Annotated in this window: 25 protein-coding genes; 9 read left to right on the top strand and 16 right to left on the bottom strand. The window is 65.6% G+C overall.

The window, feature by feature from the left end; all coding sequences use genetic code 11:
- The first annotated feature begins 55 nt into the window (after positions 1–55).
- The 3 genes from Q0L48_RS03575 (at position 56) to Q0L48_RS03565 (ending at position 3,761) form a co-directional block, all read left to right on the top strand.
- A complete protein-coding gene (locus tag Q0L48_RS03575) occupies positions 56–1,369 on the top strand; it encodes a cystathionine gamma-synthase family protein (protein ID WP_296717351.1) in 1,314 nt (437 codons plus the stop codon).
- A gap of 52 nt (positions 1,370–1,421) precedes the next feature.
- Positions 1,422–2,213, top strand: a complete 792-nt coding sequence (locus tag Q0L48_RS03570) for an SDR family NAD(P)-dependent oxidoreductase (protein ID WP_296717349.1) — start codon at positions 1,422–1,424, stop codon at positions 2,211–2,213.
- A gap of 81 nt (positions 2,214–2,294) precedes the next feature.
- On the top strand, positions 2,295–3,761 hold the full coding sequence (locus Q0L48_RS03565) for an amidohydrolase family protein (RefSeq protein ID WP_296717347.1): 1,467 nt from the start codon (positions 2,295–2,297) through the stop codon (positions 3,759–3,761).
- A gap of 27 nt (positions 3,762–3,788) precedes the next feature.
- On the opposite strand, the gene Q0L48_RS03560 is transcribed toward Q0L48_RS03565, so the two are convergent.
- Entirely contained in the window at positions 3,789–4,322 is a 534-nt protein-coding gene (locus Q0L48_RS03560) for a J domain-containing protein (protein WP_296717346.1), read from the bottom strand.
- Positions 4,323–4,524: 202 nt separating this feature from the next.
- Here Q0L48_RS03560 and Q0L48_RS03555 point away from each other — a divergent pair, with 202 nt between their 5' ends.
- Positions 4,525–4,680, top strand: a complete 156-nt coding sequence (locus Q0L48_RS03555; protein WP_296717343.1) for a hypothetical protein — start codon at positions 4,525–4,527, stop codon at positions 4,678–4,680.
- A gap of 20 nt (positions 4,681–4,700) precedes the next feature.
- Here Q0L48_RS03555 and pal read toward each other — a convergent pair whose 3' ends face one another.
- The 13 genes from pal to hisB all read right to left on the bottom strand — a co-directional run bounded on the left by pal (position 4,701) and on the right by hisB (position 13,314).
- A complete protein-coding gene (gene pal, locus Q0L48_RS03550; RefSeq protein ID WP_296717342.1) occupies positions 4,701–5,219 on the bottom strand; it encodes a peptidoglycan-associated lipoprotein Pal in 519 nt (172 codons plus the stop codon).
- 46 nt (positions 5,220–5,265) lie between these two features.
- A complete protein-coding gene (gene tolB / locus Q0L48_RS03545; protein ID WP_296717339.1) occupies positions 5,266–6,666 on the bottom strand; it encodes a Tol-Pal system beta propeller repeat protein TolB in 1,401 nt (466 codons plus the stop codon).
- 1 nt (position 6,667) lies between these two features.
- Positions 6,668–7,474, bottom strand: coding sequence for an energy transducer TonB (locus Q0L48_RS03540; protein ID WP_296717337.1), 807 nt, complete (start codon positions 7,472–7,474; stop codon positions 6,668–6,670).
- 11 nt (positions 7,475–7,485) lie between these two features.
- Complete coding sequence (locus Q0L48_RS03535) at positions 7,486–7,929, bottom strand: biopolymer transporter ExbD (RefSeq protein WP_296717335.1); 444 nt, start codon at positions 7,927–7,929, stop codon at positions 7,486–7,488.
- Positions 7,930–8,058: 129 nt separating this feature from the next.
- Complete coding sequence (tolQ, locus tag Q0L48_RS03530) at positions 8,059–8,766, bottom strand: protein TolQ (protein WP_296717334.1); 708 nt, start codon at positions 8,764–8,766, stop codon at positions 8,059–8,061.
- A 4-nt stretch (positions 8,767–8,770) separates the two neighbouring features.
- On the bottom strand, positions 8,771–9,220 hold the full coding sequence (locus Q0L48_RS03525) for a YbgC/FadM family acyl-CoA thioesterase (RefSeq protein ID WP_296717331.1): 450 nt from the start codon (positions 9,218–9,220) through the stop codon (positions 8,771–8,773).
- An 88-nt stretch (positions 9,221–9,308) separates the two neighbouring features.
- Positions 9,309–9,689: a histidine triad nucleotide-binding protein gene (locus tag Q0L48_RS03520; protein WP_296717329.1), complete on the bottom strand. Its 381-nt coding sequence runs from the start codon at positions 9,687–9,689 to the stop codon at positions 9,309–9,311.
- Positions 9,689–10,006 carry a phosphoribosyl-ATP diphosphatase gene (locus tag Q0L48_RS03515; protein ID WP_296717326.1) on the bottom strand — a complete coding sequence of 106 codons (318 nt, stop codon included), beginning with the start codon at positions 10,004–10,006 and terminating at the stop codon, positions 9,689–9,691. Before Q0L48_RS03515 ends, Q0L48_RS03520 begins: the two co-directional genes overlap by 1 nt.
- A 100-nt stretch (positions 10,007–10,106) precedes the next feature.
- Positions 10,107–10,886 (bottom strand): imidazole glycerol phosphate synthase subunit HisF, encoded by a 780-nt coding sequence (gene hisF, locus Q0L48_RS03510; protein WP_296717325.1) that lies wholly within the window; start codon positions 10,884–10,886, stop codon positions 10,107–10,109.
- Positions 10,887–11,058: 172 nt separating this feature from the next.
- The gene (gene hisA, locus Q0L48_RS03505) at positions 11,059–11,787 is read right to left on the bottom strand and encodes a 1-(5-phosphoribosyl)-5-[(5-phosphoribosylamino)methylideneamino]imidazole-4-carboxamide isomerase (protein ID WP_296717322.1); all 729 of its coding nucleotides are present in this window, start codon (positions 11,785–11,787) and stop codon (positions 11,059–11,061) included.
- A gap of 10 nt (positions 11,788–11,797) precedes the next feature.
- Positions 11,798–12,424, bottom strand: coding sequence for an imidazole glycerol phosphate synthase subunit HisH (gene hisH, locus Q0L48_RS03500; protein ID WP_296717321.1), 627 nt, complete (start codon positions 12,422–12,424; stop codon positions 11,798–11,800).
- Positions 12,417–12,713 (bottom strand): YciI family protein, encoded by a 297-nt coding sequence (locus Q0L48_RS03495; RefSeq protein ID WP_296717318.1) that lies wholly within the window; start codon positions 12,711–12,713, stop codon positions 12,417–12,419. The genes hisH and Q0L48_RS03495 overlap by 8 nt, the downstream gene beginning before the upstream one ends.
- Positions 12,706–13,314, bottom strand: coding sequence for an imidazoleglycerol-phosphate dehydratase HisB (gene hisB / locus Q0L48_RS03490; protein WP_296717317.1), 609 nt, complete (start codon positions 13,312–13,314; stop codon positions 12,706–12,708). Before hisB ends, Q0L48_RS03495 begins: the two co-directional genes overlap by 8 nt.
- Before the next feature lie 128 nt (positions 13,315–13,442).
- On the opposite strand from hisB, the gene Q0L48_RS03485 reads away from it, so the two are divergent.
- From Q0L48_RS03485 to Q0L48_RS03470, 4 genes are all read left to right on the top strand, one after another.
- The gene (locus tag Q0L48_RS03485) at positions 13,443–13,934 is read left to right on the top strand and encodes an SspB family protein (protein ID WP_296717315.1); all 492 of its coding nucleotides are present in this window, start codon (positions 13,443–13,445) and stop codon (positions 13,932–13,934) included.
- Positions 13,935–13,939: 5 nt separating this feature from the next.
- On the top strand, positions 13,940–14,326 hold the full coding sequence (locus Q0L48_RS03480; protein ID WP_296717313.1) for a hypothetical protein: 387 nt from the start codon (positions 13,940–13,942) through the stop codon (positions 14,324–14,326).
- A gap of 57 nt (positions 14,327–14,383) precedes the next feature.
- The gene (gmk, locus tag Q0L48_RS03475) at positions 14,384–15,034 is read left to right on the top strand and encodes a guanylate kinase (RefSeq protein WP_296717311.1); all 651 of its coding nucleotides are present in this window, start codon (positions 14,384–14,386) and stop codon (positions 15,032–15,034) included.
- A gap of 167 nt (positions 15,035–15,201) precedes the next feature.
- Complete coding sequence (locus Q0L48_RS03470) at positions 15,202–16,017, top strand: hypothetical protein (RefSeq protein WP_296717308.1); 816 nt, start codon at positions 15,202–15,204, stop codon at positions 16,015–16,017.
- Between the two features lie 303 nt (positions 16,018–16,320).
- On the opposite strand, the gene Q0L48_RS03465 is transcribed toward Q0L48_RS03470, so the two are convergent.
- Positions 16,321–17,136, bottom strand: coding sequence for a hydroxyneurosporene dehydrogenase (locus Q0L48_RS03465; protein ID WP_296717307.1), 816 nt, complete (start codon positions 17,134–17,136; stop codon positions 16,321–16,323).
- Between the two features lie 23 nt (positions 17,137–17,159).
- Entirely contained in the window at positions 17,160–18,722 is a 1,563-nt protein-coding gene (gene crtD / locus Q0L48_RS03460; RefSeq protein WP_296717305.1) for a 1-hydroxycarotenoid 3,4-desaturase CrtD, read from the bottom strand.
- A gap of 94 nt (positions 18,723–18,816) precedes the next feature.
- Between crtD and Q0L48_RS03455 the strand changes: the two genes are divergently transcribed.
- Positions 18,817–19,953 carry a methyltransferase gene (locus Q0L48_RS03455; RefSeq protein ID WP_296717304.1) on the top strand — a complete coding sequence of 379 codons (1,137 nt, stop codon included), beginning with the start codon at positions 18,817–18,819 and terminating at the stop codon, positions 19,951–19,953.
- Positions 19,954–20,061 lie beyond the last annotated feature (108 nt).

Here is a 20,061-nt window from a genome sequence, read left to right as displayed (position 1 = left end):
TGGCCGTGATCGGCTCCCGCCTTCCTGGGAGCGTGAGCAAAGGAAGGACCTGGCCATGCCAGACGCCGTAGACGCTGTTGATACCCCCACCCCGCGCCGCAAACCCAAACCCGCCAAGCGCGAAATCGGAGGGCGGCCGCTGAAGCCGTCCACGCTGATGATGGGCCACGGTTATGATCCGGTACTGTCCGAAGGATCGCTGAAAGCTCCGATCTTCCTCACCAGCACCTTCGCCTTTGAAAGCGCGGCGGCGGGCAAGCGCCATTTCGAAGGCATCACCGGCCTGCGCGAAGGCGGCGCGGAAGGGCTCGTCTATTCGCGCTTCAACGGCCCCAATCAGGAAATCCTCGAAGATCGCCTCGCGGTGTGGGACGGGGCGGAGGACGCGCTGACCTTCAGCAGCGGGATGACCGCGATCTGCATTCTGATGATGGCCTATGCCAGTCAGAACGATGTGATCGTCCATTCCGGCCCGCTTTATGCCGCATCCGAAGGCTTCGTCGCCAAGGTGCTGAGCCGGTTCGGCATCACCTATGTCGATTTTCCCGCCGGTGCGACGCGCGAAGAACTCGATACGGTGCTGGCCAAAGCCAAGGCGCAGGCCGACGAACAGGGCGGCAAGGTGGCGATGATCTACCTTGAAAGCCCGGCCAACCCGACCAACGCGCTGGTCGATATCGAGGCGGTGAGGGACGCGCGCGACTCCGCTCTCGCAGGCACTCCCATTGCCATCGACAACACCTTCCTCGGCCCGCTGTGGCAACGCCCGCTGGAACATGGCGCGGACATCGTCGCCTATTCGCTGACCAAATATGTCGGCGGCCATTCCGATCTGGTCGCGGGCAGCATTGCCGGGGCGAAGCGGTGGATGGACCCGGTGCGTGCGCTGCGCAACACGATGGGCGGGATCGTCGATCCCAACACTGCGTGGATGCTGCTGCGTTCGCTTGAGACGGTCGAACTCAGGATGCAGCGCGCAGGCGAGAACGCCGCCAAGGTGTGCGAATTCCTGCGCGGCCATCCCAAGGTCGAAGGGCTGGGCTATCTCGGCTTCATCGCCGATGCGCGCCAGCAGGACATCTATGCTCGCCACTGTCTGGGCGCAGGCAGCACCTTCAGCCTGTTCATCAAGGGCGGAGAGGCGGAGAGTTTCGCGTTCCTCGACAACCTCACCATCGCCAAGCTGGCAGTCAGCCTCGGCGGGACGGAGACGCTGGCGAGCCACCCGGCGAGCATGACCCACCTTTCGGTTCCGCACGCGCGCAAGACCATGCTGGGGATCAGCGATAATCTGGTGCGGATCAGCATCGGGATCGAGGATGCCGACGATCTGATCGCCGATTTCGCGCAAGCGCTCGAACACGTGTGAGTTTTCTCCCCTCGCCTGCTAGATCATGGGCGGTGCGAGGGGAGAACCAGCCATGACCGACAGCCGCAAACCCGTATTCCTGGTGCTTGGCGCAGGCGCCGGGATCGGGGGGAATGCCGCACTGCGCTTTGCTGCAGGTGGCTATCATGCGGTGCTGGCGCGCAGGAGCGATGGGGACGGCCTTGCGCGGCTGGTCGACACCATTGAGGCAGCGGGAGGCAGCGCAAGCGGCACCTTGCTCAACGCTGCCGAGGACGGGACGATCGAGGAACTGGTGGCGCGGACCGAGGCAGAGATCGGCCCGATCGCTTGCGCGCTCTACAATCTCGGCGCGCAGATCGGCACTCGGAAGCTGGCCGATACGCCGCACCGCACTTTCGAACTGGGCTGGCGGCTCGGCACCTACGGGGTGTTCCGGCTCGCCCACGCGCTGTTTCCGGCGATGGCGGAACGGGCAAAGCACGGCACGCCCGGCACGCTGCTGGTCACGTCGTCCACCGCAGCGGTGCGCGGCAATGCCGGGCAGCACAGCCATGCGGCAGCGATGGGCGGGCGGCGGATGCTGTGCCAGACCCTGAACGCCGAATTCGCTCCGCAAGGCGTCCATGTCGCGCATGTCGTGGTCGATGGCGCGGTCGATGCGCCCGACACGCTCGGCAAGCTGCTGGGTGACAGGTTCGATGGCTTCAAACAGGCCAAGGGAGCCGACGGCGTCATCGACCCGGCGGCGCTGGCCGAAACCTACTGGCACCTTGCCCACCAACCGCGCAATTGCTGGAGCCACGAGGTCGATGTGCGTCCGTGGACCGATGTGGCGTGGTGGAACGACAATCCGGATCGCTAGAGCAGCGGGCCAAGCGGCTAGGTTTGAAGGCGATTTTCTGATACCGCTCGGTCGCTGTTGGCGATCAGAGGGGGATGCGCGATGGGTCTGGAATGTTGCGGGCATGACGCGGCAGAGCCCGGGGCCGTGTGGATCAATCCCTGCCTGTGCGGATCGCCGAAAACGCAGGCTGCTTTCGCCCGGATCGAGGCTGATCTCTCGCGGCGCGAGGCACTGGGCGGCAGCGCGGCGGTGCTCGGCATGTTCGCGGGCTTCGGCCTCGCCCCCTCCTATGCCCGCGCGCAAACGCCGGGTCGGCCCATCGTGCTCACCAACCTCGCCTTTTTCGATGGCAACGCTGCGAAGATGCATGGCGGGCGCGAGATCGTGGTCGAAGGCGGAAAGATCAGCGCCATCGTCGGTGCCGGGACCGGGCCGCAGGATGCGGAGCGGATCGATTGCGGCGGGCGCAGCGTTACGCCGGGACTGATCGATTGCCACTGGCACGCGACGCTGGTCAGCGTCAGCCAGATCGCCGCGCTGACGCAGGACATTGCGCTGGTGCATCTGATCGCCGGACAAGAAGCGGGCGCGACGCTGATGCGCGGCTTCACCACCGTGCGCGACACCGGCGGGCCGGCGTTCGGTCTGAAGATGGCGGTGGATCGCGGTGTGCTGCCGGGGCCGCGCATCTTCCCTTCGGGCGCAATGATCTCGCAGACCTCGGGCCACGGCGATTTCCGCTTCCTCAACACACTGCCCCGGATGGACAGCGATCCGGCCGACTACACCGAACGCACCGGCGTTGCCGCGATCGCCGATGGCGAGGCCGAAGTGCTGCGCCGCACCCGCGAACAGCTGATGAAGGGAGCCAGCCAGATCAAGATCATGGCAGGCGGCGGGGTGTCCTCGCTCTACGACCCGCTCGACACTGCGCAATTCCTTGAAGAGGAAATGCGCGCAGCGGTGCGGGCGGCGGCGGATTGGGGCACCTATGTGTGCAGCCACGTCTACACCTCGGATGGTATCCAGCGGGCGCTGAGGGCGGGCGTGAAGTCGATCGAACATGGCCAGCTCGCCGATCTCGAGACGATCCGAATGATCCGCGAAGAGGGCGCGTGGTGGTCGATCCAGCCATTCCTCGCCGACGAGGATTCCAATCCCAAGACCGATCCTGTGCAGATCGCCAAGCAGGAGCAGGTTTCGGTCGGCACCGTGCGCGCCTTCGAACAGGGCCGGGCCGAGGGCGTGAAGATGGCGTTCGGCACCGATATCCTGATGAACCCCGGCGGTTCGCGCAGCCAGGGACGGCAATTGGCCAAGCTGACCCGCTTCATGTCGCCGTTCGACGCGCTGACAATGGCGACCGGCGCGGCGGGCGAATTGCTGGCGATGTCGGGCGAACGCGCGCCTTATCGGGGCAGGCTGGGCGTGATCGAACCGGGCGCGCTGGCCGACCTGCTGGTATGGGACGGCGATCCGGCGACCAGCCTCGATTTCCTCGGCGACCCCGATGCCAACCTCAAACTGGTGATGAAAGGCGGGCGGGTGTTCAAGCAGGCGCTTTAGCCTGCCTGTCCCTGCCCAGGCCCTCCGCTACCCCCGCCACTCGCGGCGTTCTTCGGCGGCGCGCAGGACTTCGTAGCTGGTCTGGATCAGCTGGAACTGCTTGGCCGCTTCGGCATCGCCCGGCTTCACATCCGGGTGCACTTCCTTCGCGCGGGCGCGGTAAGCTTTCTTGACGGCGGTGAAATCCGCGTCCGTTTGCAGCCCCAGCACGTCGAGTGCGCGCATTTCATCGGCGCTGCGCGATCCATCGCCCGATCCGGCCCAGCCGTAATGCGCCGCCTCGGCATAGCCGGCGTTCTCGGCCTGCTCGGCGCGGGCGCGTTCCTGCGTTTCGGCCTTGTCGAGCCCTTCGAAGTAATCCCATTTGGAATTATATTCGGCGGCGTGTTTCTGACAGAAATACCACCGGTCGCGGCTGTTCGGAGCCTTGGGCGCGGGGCAATTGCCCGGTTCGTCGCAGCCGTGACGGTCGCACATCCGCACGTTCACGGCTTCTTGCGAGGAGCCATAGGCGCGCCAACGCGGGAACCCCCAGTCGAGCGAACGTTTGGCGCGGCTCATGCGCGCGGTCCGGCGGCAAGGCTGCGGGCGGCGCGCGGGCCGGATATGTCGTTGGTCGATGGCATCAGGCGATCAATCTAGGGGAGGTGGCGAATAAAGCAAAGCGATGCGATCACGGGAACCAGTTGCAATGTGAAATGTTGCATTGCGATAGATCACTGATGCAGCGGGATTGCCCCCATCGCGCGGAAAGAACAGGACCATGAGCCAGCAATTGACCCTCTCCAGCCTGTTCTCGGTGCTCGCGCTGGCTGGCCTGTGCATCGTAACCGGCGCGCGCGATCTGGCGGGCAGCGAACCCCCGGTTGCACCCTATGCGGCGCAGGCCGAGCTTTCGTCCGGCCTGCTTCAGGGCTGATTATCGCCTGATTTCAGCGTTTAATTGATGATGACAGACGCCGCGCGGCGGTTCTGCGCCCATGCGCTTTCGTTCGATGCGAGTGCCACCGGACGTTCCTTGCCGTAGCTCACGACCGAAATCCGGTTCGGATCGACGCCGAGGCTGACGAGGAAGTTCTTGGCCGAGTCGGCCCGGCGTTCCCCCAGCGCCAGGTTGTATTCGCGCGTGCCGCGTTCGTCGGCATGGCCTTCGATGGTGAAGGTGACCTGCGGATAGCGCGCGAAATACTGCGCCTGAGCCTGCAGCGCAGCGGCATCCTGCGAATCGATGTTGTACCGATCAGTGTCGAAATAGACCGTGGTCGACGAACCGACGGCAGCAGCAAAATGCTGCTGCGATCCGACCTGCGGGCCGGTGGGCTGCACCTGCGGTGTGGGCTGGGTTGTCTGCGCGGTTTCGGCCGGCGGCGGCGGCAGCTGCTCGGGTGCCTTCTTGGAGCAGGCAGCCAGTGTGGTGGCCGAAGCCAGCAGCAGGATCGTGGCAATTTTCGTGTTCATCGCTCTTTTCCTTTCGGGTGGACTCTATCAGGCGCAAGGCATTCCGTCACGGACGGATCGGCCCCCAGGCAGGGTCGGACGCATCGACCGGGGTCGGCAGGCGGCGCTCGTTCTCGCCGGTCAGGTCGACCTGCCAGATGCCCGAGCGGCCGGTATTCTTCTCGGTGCGGAAGAACTGGATGATGCGGCCATTGGGCGCCCAGGTCGGAGCTTCATCCTGCCAGCCACGCGTCAGCACGCGCATATTGCCGCCGCCGGTGTTCATCACCGCGACGTTGAAATCCCCGGCGATACGGGTGAAAGCGATCTGGTCGCCGCGCGGGCTCCATTCGGGCGTGGCGCAGCGCCCGCCGAAAAAGCTGATGCGCTTCTGGTTCGATCCGTCGGCATCCATCACATAGCATTGCTGGCTGCCCGAACGGTCGCTTTCGAACACGATCTTGCGGCCATCGGGCGAATATGATCCGCCCACATCGATGCCGGGATTGCTGGTCAGCCGCACGCTTTGCCCGCCGGTCGCAGGGACGCGGTAGATATCGGTATTGCCCGCGACCGCCATCGAATACAGGATCGATTGGCCATCGGGCGACCAGCGCGGGGCGATGGTGGGATTGCGGTTCTCGGTCACCAGCGTTTGTTTTCCGCTGCCGATGTCATAGACATAGATGCGCGGATTGCCGTCGACATAGGACAGGTAGAGAATGTTCGAATAGTCGGGCGAGTAACGCGGCGTGAGCGCGGTGGCGCTGCCCAGCGTCAGAAAGCGGTGGTTGGCCCCGTCGCTGTCCATCACCGCCAACCGCTTGACCCGGCGGTCTTTCGGCCCGGTCTCGGCGATATAGGCGATGCGGCTGTCGAAGAACGGGCTTTCCCCCGTCAGGCGCGCGAAGATAAGGTCGGAGCACTTGTGCGCCGCGCGCCGCCAATCGGCCGGGCCGACCACCCAGCCTTCACGCACCAGTTCGTCCTGCAGCGCGACGTCATACAGGTAACAGCCGACCACCAGCTTGCCATCGTCGCGCGCGCGGACATAGCCGTGCACCAGCATTTCCGCGCTGCGCCCGCTCCATGTGCTGAACGCAGGCGCTGTGATCTGGGTAAAGCTCGGCTGCGGCAGGCTGTCGGGGCCGACAGGCTTGAACAGGCCATTGTTGCGCAGGTTGGCGGTGATAACGCGCGCGACCTCACGCCCCAACGCCCCGGTGCCATCGGCATTGGCGGGGGTGGGCCGCTCGCGGTCGGTGGCGAAGGCGGGAATCGCGATACCGATATCCGACCATGCGGATTCGTCGGTGACGGTGCCGCGCAGCGGGCCGTCGGCGTCATCGCCTTCGACCGCAATACTTTCGACCGGCTGCCCTTCGCCGATGGGCGCGCCGAGATCCTGCGCAGTCGCGGGGGCGGCGATCAACGCGGCGGAAAGGAGGAGCAGAAGCTTTTTGGTCATGTCAGAGCCTTCGGTCGAATTGCCATTCGAGCGCCTTCCAGCGATCGTAGAATTGGTCGGGCAGTTTGAAAGGAGCGGCCAGCTGAACCGCACGAATGGCGCGCTCGCAATGCAGGCCGGCCTGCGGCTGGTTGCTGGCCGTGATGCTGCTGGCATCTGTCCTGCAGCGCGGGCGGCCCTTGAGGCTGCCATCGGGGTTCAGATCCCACGAGACGGTCGAGACGAGCTTTTCGGTATCCACGCCCGAAGGCGCAGTCCAATGCGGGCGCAACTGGCGGGTGATCGCCGAGGACAGCGCCGCGCGCTCGGCACTGCCGAAATTCGCCGCAGGTGCGCGGGTCTCCTCCGTGGTGGTCGAGCTGCCTTTGCCTTCGAGAAAATCGTCCCCGATCAGGCTGCCGCCGCCCCTTTCCGCCGCCTTGGCGGGCGTCGCGGCAGGTTTGGAGGGCGTTCGGTCGGGACGCGAACGGTCACGGGTTGGCTGGGTCGAAGCGGTGCGGGTTGTGCGCTGGGTCGGCGGCGGCGTCGGCGCGGCACGCTCCGCACGCTCGGCAGCCGCCGGTTCGGGCGCGGGCGCGGGATCATCGGACAGCGTCGGCGCGATGGCGGCGCGGCTTTCAGCCACCGGATCGGGCGAGGCCGCCTCCAGCCCCACTTCGGTCGCCAGGCTTACCGTCATCCGCTCGGGAAACACCGACACTTCGCTGCGCACCGCCTGCATCAGCAGCACGGCAACCAGCGCGCCGTGCAGCACCAATGCTGCGGCAAAGCCGATCTTTTCCTCGTTGCGAAAGGCGATCTCTCCCATCATCGTCCCGGTTATGGCGGTGAAACTGAACCGTCGGTGACCAGCGAGATCGAAGTAAAGCCCGCACGGCCCAACTCGCCCATAACCTGCATCACCCGGCCATAATCGAGGCTGCGGTCGCCGCGCAGCACGACCAGCGGCTGCTCGCCGCCGCGATCAAGCGCTTCGAGCGCTTCGGGCAAGCGGCCTTGGGACACTGCCTCGTCCTCGATATAGATGACGCCCGCGCGGTCGATGGAGATGGTGATCTGGTCCGGCTGCTCCTCGACCGCAGCAGCGCGGCTTTCGGGCAATTCGACCGGCACGCCGACCGCGGGCAGCGTTACCGTGACCATGAAGATGATCAGCAGCACCAGCATCACGTCCACCAGCGGCGTGACGTTAATCTCGGCCATCGCCGCGCGGCGCGTGCGCTTGGTGCCTCTGCGGCGGGAGGAGGACATGCTCATCGCCATGCTTGTGTTCCGCACGCCCCTCCGGGCGCGCGATCCTCGCTATACGCGCAGCAAAGCTGCGCCCGCTGCGGGCGGGCGGTCGCCCTTGCGGCTGCTGCGCAGCCGGTTGTTGCGCCTTCCATCATACCCTCACACCCGATCCAGTTCGCGGCTCAGCCCTGCGTGGACCTTGTCGGCGAAGCGTTGCAGCTTGGCTTCGTACACGTTCACCGCGCCCGAAAAGCGGTTATAGGCGATCACCGCCGGGATGGCTGCGAACAACCCGATGGCGGTGGCGAACAGGGCCTCGGCAATGCCGGGGGCGACCACGGCCAGCGACGCACTCTGCTGCGCGCCGATCTGGAAGAAGCTGTTCATGATCCCCCATACCGTGCCGAACAGGCCCACAAACGGCGCGACCGATCCGACCGTGGCGAGGAAGTTTAACCGCCCGGCCAACTCGTCCGCTTCTTCGGCGACCTGGCTTTCCATCGCCGCACCGATGCGCTGGCGGGTCGCCTCGCGATCGACCGGTTGTTTGGCGGTGGATTTCTTCCATTCATCCAGCCCGGCGCCGACCACGCGGGCGGCGGGCACTTCCCGGCGCTGCTGCTTGCCGACCAGCGTGTTCGTGTCGCGCTCCTCCCAGAACACGCCCTCGTATTCGCGCGAGGCCTTGTCGAGCTTTCCGATCCGCAGGGAGAACGAGACGATGATCATCCACACCCAGATACTGGCCACGATCAGGCCCAGCATCACCGCCTGAACGATGATGTCGGCCTGCAGGAACAGTTCGAGCGGGTCGAGCCGGGTGGCCACAGGGGCCGCACCGGCGGCGCTGGAGAGGGCGAGCGTCACGGGTTCAGGTTTCCTCGTTCATGAAAGTCTGGAATGCGGTACGCCATTCGGCAGGCTGACGGCGCGGGCGGCCGTCCAATGTGATGAAGCCGACCCGCAGGTTCGCCTCGCACAGGATATCGTCCCCGCGCCGCGCAATCTGGTGCATCCGGCACGATGCCGCGCCGAGTTCGGTGCAGCGGGTTTCGATCACCACGTCATCGTCAAGTCTGGCCGGGCGCAGGTATTTCAGGTTCACTTCGGACAGGGCATAGGCGCCCTCACCCGCTTCGATCGCCGCGCGTTGATCGATGCCGAGCAGCCGCAGCAGGTCGCTGCGCGCGCGTTCGAACCAGCGCAGGTAATTGGCGTGGTAGGTGATCCCCGACAGATCGGTATCCTCGTAATACACCCGCACCGCATATAAATGCCGCACACCATCGAGGATGCCGCCGGGAGGATTGGGAGAGATCATCACGCGCCACCTAGCGCAGCGGGGAATCGCTGCAAAGCCACGTGTGGTTTTTTGTCGATGAACGGCAGTGGAATAAGGGCGCGATGCCTCAATGCTTGCTGATCATCCTCCCCAGCGGCTCGCCGCCGAAGATATGCACGTGAAGGTGCGGTACTTCCTGTCCGCCATGCGCGCCGACATTGGCGAGCAGGCGGTAGCCCGGTTCGACCAGCCCCTTGGCCCGCGCCACTTCGCCCACCGCGCGGATGAACCCGGCGATTTCGGCGTCGGACGCCTTGGCTGAGAAATCGTCCCAGCTGACATAGCGCCCCTTCGGGATCACCAGCGTGTGGATTGCGGCTTGCGGGCTGATGTCCTCGAACGCGAAGGCCCATTCATCCTCATAGACCTTGTTCGAGGGGATTTCCCCGCGCAGGATCTTCGCGAAGATGTTGTTGTCGTCATAGGGCAAGGTCGGGTCGATCGGCATCATTCGCTCCGTGCAGCTTTTTCGGCGAGGCCCGAGGTGCCTTCGCGGCGGTCGAGTTCGGCGAGCACCTGTTGCAGCGTCACGCCCCTGGCGCCGAGCAGGACCATGAGATGGAACAACAGGTCGGCGGCTTCGCCCACCAGCTCCGGCTCGTCTCCGGCCAACGCGGCGATCACCGCCTCGGTCGCTTCCTCGCCCAGCTTCTGCGCGATCTTGTTGAGGCCCTTGGCGTGCAGCTTCGCCACATAGCTTTCCTCGGGTGAGGCATGGCGGCGCTGGGCGATGGCGGCTTCAAGGCGGGTGAGGGTGTCGGACACGGTTCAACTCTCGTCATTGCGAGCGCCGCAGGCGCGCGGCAATCCAGAGCGCCTCGCTAGCCGCTCTGGATTGCTTCGCTACGCTCGCAATGACGAAGTTTCAACCGCGCGCGGGAATCCCTGCGGCCCGCAATGCTGCGTGCGCCTCGGCGATGGTGTGGGTGCCGAAATGGAAGATCGAGGCCGCCAGGACTGCGCTGGCGTGGCCCTTCGTCACCCCGTCCACCAGATGATCGAGGCTGCCGACACCGCCGCTGGCGATCACCGGCACGCTGACCCGGTCCGCGATGGTGCGGGTCAGATCGAGGTCGTAGCCGGCTTTCGTGCCATCCCCGTCCATCGAGGTGACAAGCAGTTCGCCCGCGCCCAGCTCCGCGACCTTCATGGCGTATTCGACCGCATCAATCCCGGTCGGCTTGCGTCCGCCGTGGGTGAAGATTTCCCATTTGGGCGATTCCTCGCCGGTGGTCGGCACCACGCGGCGCGCGTCCACGCTGGCGACGACGCATTGGCTGCCGAAGCGCGCTGCGATCTCGCCCACCAGTTCGGGCCGGGCAACCGCTGCGGAATTCACCGCGACCTTGTCCGCGCCCGCCAGCAACAGCGCGCGCGCATCCTCGGGGCTGCGCACTCCGCCGCCGACGGTGAGCGGCATGAAGCACACCTCCGCCGTGCGCCGCACCATGTCGAGCAGCGTCCCGCGCCCTTCGTGGCTGGCGGAAATGTCGAGGAAACACAGCTCGTCCGCTCCGGCAGCGTCATAGGCGCGCGCCTGCTCGACCGGATCACCCGCGTCCTTGAGGTCGACGAAATTGACGCCCTTGACCACGCGCCCGTCGGCAACGTCGAGGCAGGGGATGACACGGATGCGGACTGTCATTTGGGCCACCCCTTTCGGATTGCCTCGACGCCACCGTCCTTGTGAATTCTGCGGATTGCGCCTGCAAAAATCATTGGAAAGGCCACCCAACTTGGAACAATGCCCATCCAGTTACCCAACACGGCACAAACACAGATCACGAAGACGATCAGGTTTTCATGGCGATGCAGATTCACTCTCGCGATCCCATCGCAATCGCCGCCGCCAGATCGAGCCGCCCTTCATACAGCGCGCGGCCCGTGATCACGCCCTCGATCCCCTCATGCGCGTGCAGAGCCAGCATGTGGATATCGTCCAGCCCCTTCACCCCGCCGCTGGCGATCACCGGAATGTCGACGCGGCGCGCCAGATCGACGGTCGCTTCGATATTCACGCCTTTCAGCAGCCCGTCGCGGCCAATGTCGGTAAACAGCACGCTGGCGACGCCCGCATCCTCGAACCGGCGGGCAAGATCGACCACGGGAACGTCCGACACTTCGGCCCAGCCCTCGGTCGCGACCATGCCGTCCTTCGCGTCCACGGCGACGACGATGCCGCCTTCCCATTCGCGCGCCATGTCCTTGACGAATTCGGGATTCTTGAGCGCGGCGGAACCCATCACCACCCGCGCCACGCCGAGGTTGAACCAGCCCTCGACCGCGGCTGCATCACGGATCCCGCCGCCCAGTTGGACATAGCCGGGGAAGGCTTCGACGATGGCTTCCACCGCCGCGCGGTTGCGGCTTTCGCCCGCAAAGCTGCCGTCGAGGTCGACCACGTGCAGGTGTTCTGCCCCGGCTTCGGCGAAGATCAGCGCCTGTGCGGCGGGATTGTCGCCGTAGATCGTGGCGCGCTCCATGTCCCCTTCGGCAAGGCGCACGACCTGACCACCTTTCAGGTCGATGGCAGGGAAGACGATCATGCCAAATCCTTCATGGGAACCACTCCAGAAAGCGCCGGAGCGTCGCCAGCCCATAGGCCTGGCTCTTTTCCGGGTGAAACTGCACGCCAAGAATATTGCCGCGCGCGACCGCTGCGACCAGCCCCTCGCCGTGATCGGTCATGGCGGCGATATCCGCGCCATTTGTCGCAGCGAAATGATAGGAATGGAGGAAATAGGCCTCGCCCTCCTCGATCACCGCGTGGTCCTTCGCATGGGGCAGCATGGCGACATCGTTCCAGCCCATGTGCGGCACCTTGATGCTCGGATCGGTCGGCTCGATCAGCCGCACCTCGCCCGCGATCCAGCCGAGGCCGGGTGTTTCGCCATGCTCCAGCCCGCGAGTCGCGAGCAATTGCATCCCGACGCAGATGCCGAGGAACGGCGCGCCGCCGACCTGCACCCGCTCGGTCATCGCCTCAACCATTTGCGGGATGGCGCGCAGCCCTTCGGCGCAGGATTTGAAGCTGCCGACACCGGGCAGAACTATCCGATCCGCCGCGCGCACCACGAAAGGATCGGCGGTGACGGTAACGCTAGCCCCCGCCGCGTTGAGCGCATTGTGAACCGAGTGAAGGTTGCCTGCGCCGTAATCGACCAAGGCGACCACCTCAGCCATTGAACGCCTCCAATCCGGGGAAGGCGAGCCGGGGAATCCATTCGATAATTGTCAGATCGGCCAGACTTTCGATGATGAAGGGGTCGCTTTCCAGCAAGGCCTGCGCCTCGGCCCGGGTTGCCGCCTTCACGAAGATCAACCCGCCGTCGCGCGGTTCGCGTGGCCCCCAGGCCAGAAAATGCCCTGCCTCATGCCCGGCGTTGAGCCATGTAAGGTGGCTGGCCAGAACCGCGTCGACCTGTTCGATCGGCACGGTGTAGGTCAGCGAGGCAATGAAGATGCTAGCCACCAAGCTGCCCCTTGGTGCTCGGCACGCTCTCGCCCTTGCGCGGGTCGCGTTCCACCGCCTGCCGCATCGCACGGGCAAAGCCCTTGTAGATGCTTTCGCAGATGTGGTGGTTGTTGGTGCCGTAAAGCAGTTCGATATGCAGCGTGATCCCCGCCGCCTGCGCCACCGAATGGAACCAGTGCTCGATCAGCTCGGTGTCCCATTCGCCCAGGCGTTCCTGCGTAAAGCCCGCCTTCCACACGATGAAGGGCCGCCCGGAAATATCCAGCGCCACGCGCGAAAGCGTCTCGTCCATCGGCGAATAGGCCGCGCCGTATCGCCCGATCCCGGCCTTGTCGCCCAGCGCCTGCGCTATCGCCTGCCCCAGTGCGATGGCCGAATCCTCGGTCGTGTGGTGCTGGTCGACATGCAGATCGCCGGCGACCTTCATCGTCACGTCGATCAGCGAATGGCGGCTGAACTGTTCGACCATGTGATCGAGAAAGCCGATCCCGGTCGACACATCATACGCGCCCGTCCCGTCGAGATCGACGGCAATCGCGATCCGCGTTTCGGTGGTGTTGCGCTCTACCGAGCCGGTGCGGGAAGGAGTGCTGGCCATGGCCCGGCGCTATAGTCGTCTCGGCGGCGCTGACAAGCATTCGCCTCGTCGTAGATTCCCGATCAATCGCGCGGCGAACGCCGGAAAGGCTTGACCAACCCCGCGCGCCTCGCCACGATTCACGTCGTATGAGCACTGAAACGCCCGATAGCCTGATCCCCTACGACGAGATCGTGCAGGAAGCCCTGCGCGCCGTGGTCGGCCGGGTGCTGGGTTCGATCGTCAATCGCGGCGCGACCTTGCCCGGTGCGCACCATTTCTACATCACCTTCAAGACCGGCGCGCCGGGCGTGTCGGTGCCGCCGCACCTGCGTGAACGTTTCCCCGACGAGATGACGATCGTGCTGCAGAACAAGTTCTGGGATCTCGAAGTCGGCGCGCAAGGGTTCACCGTCAGCCTCACCTTCAATCAGGTGCCCGCCAAGCTGGTGATTCCCTTCGCCGCGATCACTGCCTTCGTCGATCCGGCGGTCGATTTCGGGCTGCAATTCCAGGCCGCGGTCGATGAACTGGCTCCCGAGGCGCATGAAATCGCCGAGAATGACGGTTCCGAGCCCGATGGTGACGGGGATGGGGACGGGTCCAACGTCGTCAGCGTCGATTTCGGAAGGAAGAAGTAGGCGCGATGGTGCGACGGCGGACCCCGACCAAGCGCACCGACGCCGGGAAATCCGGCGAATCGCGGTTGCCCTCGCCCGATCCGGCCACCAATCTGATGATCGCCGACGTCGTGCTGCGCGGGGCGAACCTGTTGCTTCGCAAGCGGCTCGAAAAGGGACTTCTCACCGGCCAAATCGGTTCCGACAATGCAAAACGGCTGGTCGAGAACCGCGGGGTTATGAGCACGGTCGCACTCTGGGGAGCGAGCCGACTTGCCACCCGCTCGCCGGTCGGGCTGGCGGTGGTCGCGGGCGGGCTGGCGGCCAAGGTGCTGTATGATCGCGGCAAGCGGGTTCAGGCCAAACGCCGCACCCGCAAAACAGCCGGAACCACGCCCGACGCCGAATCCTGACCGCGCATTCACCCGCGCGCCCTTGATTTGTGCGCCTGTGTTGGTGCAACGGGGACTATGGGCGACACTTCACACCACGCAGACGACACGCTCCACCGCCGGGGCCTGATGTTCATCCTGTCCTCGCCATCGGGCGCAGGCAAGACGACGCTGTCGAAGATGCTGCTCGCCGCCGATAGCGAGATCAGGCTGTCGGTCTCGGCCACCACCCGCCCGCCGCGCGCCGGAGAGATCGATGGGGTGCATTACCACTTCGTCACGCCCGAACATTTCGACCGGATGATCGAGGAAGACGATTTCTACGAATGGGCGGAGGTGTTCGGCCACCGCTACGGCACGCCCAAGGGCGCGATCCGCACCGCGCTGAAGGACGGGCGGGACTTCCTGTTCGATATCGACTGGCAGGGCACCCAGCAGCTGTACCAGAAGGATCAGCAGGATGTGGTGCGGGTGTTCATCCTGCCCCCCTCGATCGACGAACTCCACCGCCGCCTCGCCGGCCGCGCAACCGACAGCGCCGAGGTGATCGCCGCCCGCATGGAGCGCGCCCGCGCCGAAATCAGCCACTGGGACGGCTACGACTACGTCATCATCAACGATGACGTGCGCGAATGCTTCGCCAAGGTGCACGCAATCCTGGAAGCCGAACGCATGAAACGCGCCCGCCAGACCGGGCTGATCCCGTTCGTACGCGGTTTGATGGGCTAATTCCGCGCGCCATCCGAAGCCAAAACCCCGCGATTGCCGCCCGTTAGTCCGGAGGCTTTAACCGAGTATAGGGCAGAGCGGCGGCGGCGGCAGATACCAGAGCAGGCACGTTCTGCAGAGTTGATGCCCATCGCTCTGATATCCCGCCTGCTGAAAGAGGTCCGGTCATGTCGTTCTCGTCGCTGCCACAATTGCTGAAAGGCAACGGCAGCGCCGCGCTCGCCTATGGCCTTGCCGCACTGCCGGGGCGGCCGCGCGCGGCACCGGTTCTGATTTTTGCCCAGGGGCGATCGGGAAGCACGGTGCTGGAAAGCCTGCTGGGATCGACCGGGCACGTCACCGCGCGCGGCGAGCTGCTGGGCGACGGTCACGAGCGGACGCTTTTTCCGCGCGCATTACTGCGCGGACACGCGCGCCGCACCGGTGGACGCAGCCTGTTGTGCCACGTTAAAATCTATCATCTCACTCGCGACCGAGAGCGTGCTGGAAGCCGCACGCTCGATCCGCAGACATTCCTTCGGGGGCTGGCCGAAGAAGGCTGGCGGATCATCTACCTCACCAGAACCGACCGGGTGCGTCACGTCCTGTCCGGGCTGGTCGCGGAAGCCCGCAACAATTACCATAAGCTCGACGATCGGCCGGTGACAACGGCGGTCACGGTGCGGCGCGCGACGCTCGAAGCGTGGATTGCCCAGCGCCGTGCGCTCGAACAGGAAGAACGCGCCGCCCTTGCCGGTCTCGATTATCATGAAGTCGTCTACGAACGCGATCTGGAGCAGGCTGCGGCGCACCAGCAGACCATCGACCGGGTGCTCGACTTTCTCGACCTTTCGCATCGCAGCGTATCGACGCCATTCCGTAAGGTGAACGCCAGACCGCTGCGCGAGATTGTCGCCAATTACGATGAATTTTCGAAGTGGCTGGCGGAAATGGGGCTGGAGTCCGCGCTCAAGGATGAACCGCGCGCGGCATTGCGGGCCTGAGCAGGTGATCGCGCCTGTGATCTGGTGTGATCTGGTTTGATCTGGCCCGCTCGTCGCTAGTGTCCGCAGTCACCCGGTAATGGCCGTTCACCCGCTCCAGCCGCTTTGTCAGAAAACGTTCGCGGTTCTTGTGTCGCCCTGCGCTTTCCTACCCGCGCAAAACTCGGCAGCACTGCGCGCATGTCCTGCGTGCCCCCCCTCCGCCACCGTCCGACAAGGCCGCACGGTGCTGGGGGTTTTCGGTTCCTGGACAGTGTCTCATGTGTCTCCTACAGGCGCGCCGCAGCGGTGGGAGGAAACGCCCTACCCCTTCCGGCGCGGCATCCGGTAGGGCAGCATGAACTGCACCAGCGGCGAGGAGAAGCGCCGCATGTCGAGGCTTTCCTGCACCGCCACCACCTCCTCGCCCGCGAACCGCGAGGCGAGTTCGGAGCGGGCGTAGAACGGGGTGTCCTCCCACGTGCGGCGCACTTCGGCCACGCCGATGTCGGACCGGGTGCGGCGTTCGACCCGCCACTTGCTGCGCGGCAGTCGCGCGATCGGCGGCAGGTCGACCGGTTCGGGCACGCCGTCCCGGTCGAACCGCAGCGCGCTGGCGAACAGCGATCCGTCGCCGCGCTCGCCCTCGTAACACACCAGCGCGCCTTCATTGAGATGCGCGCGCGACCAGTGCCAGGTGTTGAAGCCTTTCTCCAGGGCTTCCGCCCCGCGATTGTGATCGAGATAGCCCTTGCCGCTCCACGAAATGCCGGGCGAGGTCATCTCCACCTCGATCCGCGCGCGCGGCGCGAGGCAGTGCCAGATGTGGCTCTCCTTACCGTCGAGCGCGAAGGCGGAGCGGTTCAGCGCTTCGGGCAGCACCCGCACGCGGCCCACCACCGGGCGTTGCCACGGCACGAACAGGCGGGTGTCGCCTTCGACGATGTCGATGGTGAGCGCGTCGCCCTCCCACCGGACGTTGCTCGGCCCGATCACGAGGTTACTCGCATCGCGCTCGACCGCGCCCGACGCACGCTCGGTCATCGTCCAGCGCGCCTGCGGGCCGTAGAGCGCGACGTTGAGCGCACAATGGTTGAGCGGCTCGCCCCGTCCGCTGCGCTTGTAATAGGGCGAGAACACGCTGCCCAGAAAGGCGATGATCGTCAGCCCGTGCTGCCCGTCGTCGCTGATCGCGTCGACATACCACCAGCTGTAGCCGCCTGCCGGGATGTCCTCGTCGAAGCGAGGTCCCGTTCGATCACCCGCACGGCCAGCTGCCCGGACAAGGCTGCCATGGGCACCCCAGCCGCCGGATGGGTCGCCCCGCCCGTGCAATACAGACCGGGCAATCGGGTCTTGGGCCCCTGCCGCTGGAAAGAGGCCGCCCAGCCGTGCGACGCTCTGCCATAAAGGGCGCCGCCCGTGGCCGGGAACAGGCGCTCCCAATCCTGCGGGGTCATGAGCTGGTGCGGCAACGGCTCTTCCAATGTCAGACCGCAGCGCCGCAGCGTGGCCATCATGGCTTGGGTGCATCGCTCTTTCTCCTCGGGTGAATAGGCGTGGGTGTCGCCATAGGCAGGCGCATTGACGATGATCTGGAGGCGTTCGCGGCCTTCCGGCGGCGGCGCGTCGTCACTCGCGCCGCGATCCATGGCGCAGACATAGACGGTGGGATCGGACGGCGTGATGCCAGCGGCGATCTCGCGGAATTCGCGGGCGTAATCGGGCGAGAAGAACACGTTGTGGTGGCTGAGATCGAATCCTGCGGTGCGGGTACGGGCATACCATACCAGCGCCGAGAGCGAGCGTTTGGCAGGCGGGATCGCGGGCACCGCGCGCGTGGCCGCCGCTCCCAGCCGCCCGGTCGCAAGCGCGCCCGGATCGCCGTTGCAGATGACGATGTCGGCGGGAATGACCTCGCCCGAAGCCAGTCGCACCCCGCTGGCGCGGCCATTGGCAGTGAGTACTTCGGCCACCGGCGCATTGGTGCGCACCCGCGCGCCCTGTTGCTCGGCAACGGACGCAATCGCTGTGGCGAGCGCATGGATGCCGCCGTCGATCAGCCACACCCCGCGCGCCTCGACATCGGCGATCAGCATCAGCGTGGCGGGCGCGGCGAAGGGCGACGATCCGCAATAGGTGGCATAGCGGCCGAACAGCTGGCGCAGGCGCTGGTCCTTGAAGTGGCTGCCGAGCGCAGTCCACATCCGGTCGAACGGGCGCATCGCGAGCATATCGCCCAGCTTCCACGGCCCGATCCGCCACATCATCGGCAACGGGGTGGAGGCCTTGTCGCCGCGCAAGAACGGGTCTTCGAGCACGTCGAAGATGCGCGCCGCCTCGGCGGTGAAGCTGCGATATCCGCGCGCAGCCTGCGCTCCGGCGAAGGCATCGACGGCGGCGGCGCTGCGTTCTGGGTCAGCGTAGAGATCGAGGGTGCCGCTGTCGTCCCACGCATGGCGGGCGATCACCTCGGCGCGGGCGATGGTGACGTGATCCTCGAGCCGGGTTCCACACGCCGCGAACACTTCGTCGAACACGGCGCGATAGGTGAACACCGTCGGCCCGCCGTCGATCTCTGCACCGTCGACCGTGACCCGCCGCGCCTTTCCGCCGACCCAGCCCTCTTTCTCGAACACGGTGACATCGCAGCCCCGCGCAGCCAGCAGCGCCGCGCTGACCAGCCCGCCAATTCCGGCCCCGATCACGACGACTCGCGCGCTCACCTGTCCTCCCTGCCCGATTTCCTGACAATATCATTGACCTTGTCACCGCATCTGTCCAATTGTTTAGACATATGGCCCCTGAATTTCCCCGCCCGTGACCGACTGGAGTGCCATCCGCACAGGCATCCGGACGGGCTGGATCGCACGCCGCAATGCGGTGTTCGCCAACCCGCGCTTTCAACACTGGGCCGCGCGCCTGCCGCTGATCCGCCGGATTGCCCGCAGCCGCGCCAATGGCGCTTTCGATCTGCTCGCCGGGTTCGCCTATTCGCAGGTGCTGCGCGCGGCGGTGGAGGGCGGATTGCTCGACATCCTGCGGGACGGCCCGATCGGTGCGGCGGAAATTGCCCGCCGCATGGACCTGAGCGAGGATGCCGCCCTTACCCTGCTGCGCGCTGCGCGGTCACTGATGCTGGCGGAGGAGGCCGGGCCGGACCGCTGGATGCTGGGCGAACAGGGCGCGGTATTCGCGGCCAATCCGGGGGTGCAGGCGATGATCCGCCATCACCGCCTGCTGTATGCCGATCTCGCCGATCCGCTTGCCCTGCTGCGCCGCGACCGGCGCGAGCCGACCGATTTGTCGCGCTTCTGGACCTATGCCGGGGCGCTCCACGGCGGGGCGGAACGCGGGGCGCAAACCTCTGAATATTCGCAACTCATGGCCGCCTCCCAACATTTCGTCGCGGACGAGGTGCTGGCGTCGGTGTCGTTCAAGGGCGTCCGGCGGCTGCTCGATGTCGGCGGCGGACACGGGGCGTTCCTCACCCATATCGGCGCTGCCTGGCCGCATCTGGAACTCGGATTGTTCGACCTCCCCGAAGTTGTGGAAACCGGAAAAACCGTGCTCGCCGATACCTTCGGATCCGCGCGGGTTGCGGGCCATCCGGGCAATTTCTTCAAGGATTCCATACCGCAAGGCTATGACATGGTGTCGCTGATCCGGATCTTGCACGATCACGACGACGCCCCCGTGCTCGCGCTGCTCGGCAATATCCGCGCCAGCATTGCTCCCGGCGCACGCCTGCTGATTGCCGAACCAATGGCCCGCATTCCGGGTGCGGAGCCGATGGGGGAAGCGTTTTTCGGGCTTTATCTGTGGGCCATGGGTTCCGGCCGCCCCCGCAGCCCGGCGGAAATCATCGCCATGCTGACGAAAGCCGGCTTCGCCCGCGCTCGTCCCGTCGCAACTGCGCAACCGGTTAACGCAAGCGTGATCATCGCGACGGCTTGAGGGAAACTTGTCCAAACAAATTGACAGTGAATGGCGTAAAGCGTAGCAAACAGTGTGAAGAACGCTTCAACTCGCATTTCGAGTCGACGTTCAAGGCCCGAAAATACG

This window comes from Erythrobacter sp. (genome assembly GCF_024305245.1).
In the GTDB taxonomy this organism is placed as follows: domain Bacteria; phylum Pseudomonadota; class Alphaproteobacteria; order Sphingomonadales; family Sphingomonadaceae; genus Erythrobacter.
Note: the sequence above shows the minus strand (reverse complement) of the source record. Positions and strands in the feature narration are given on the sequence as shown.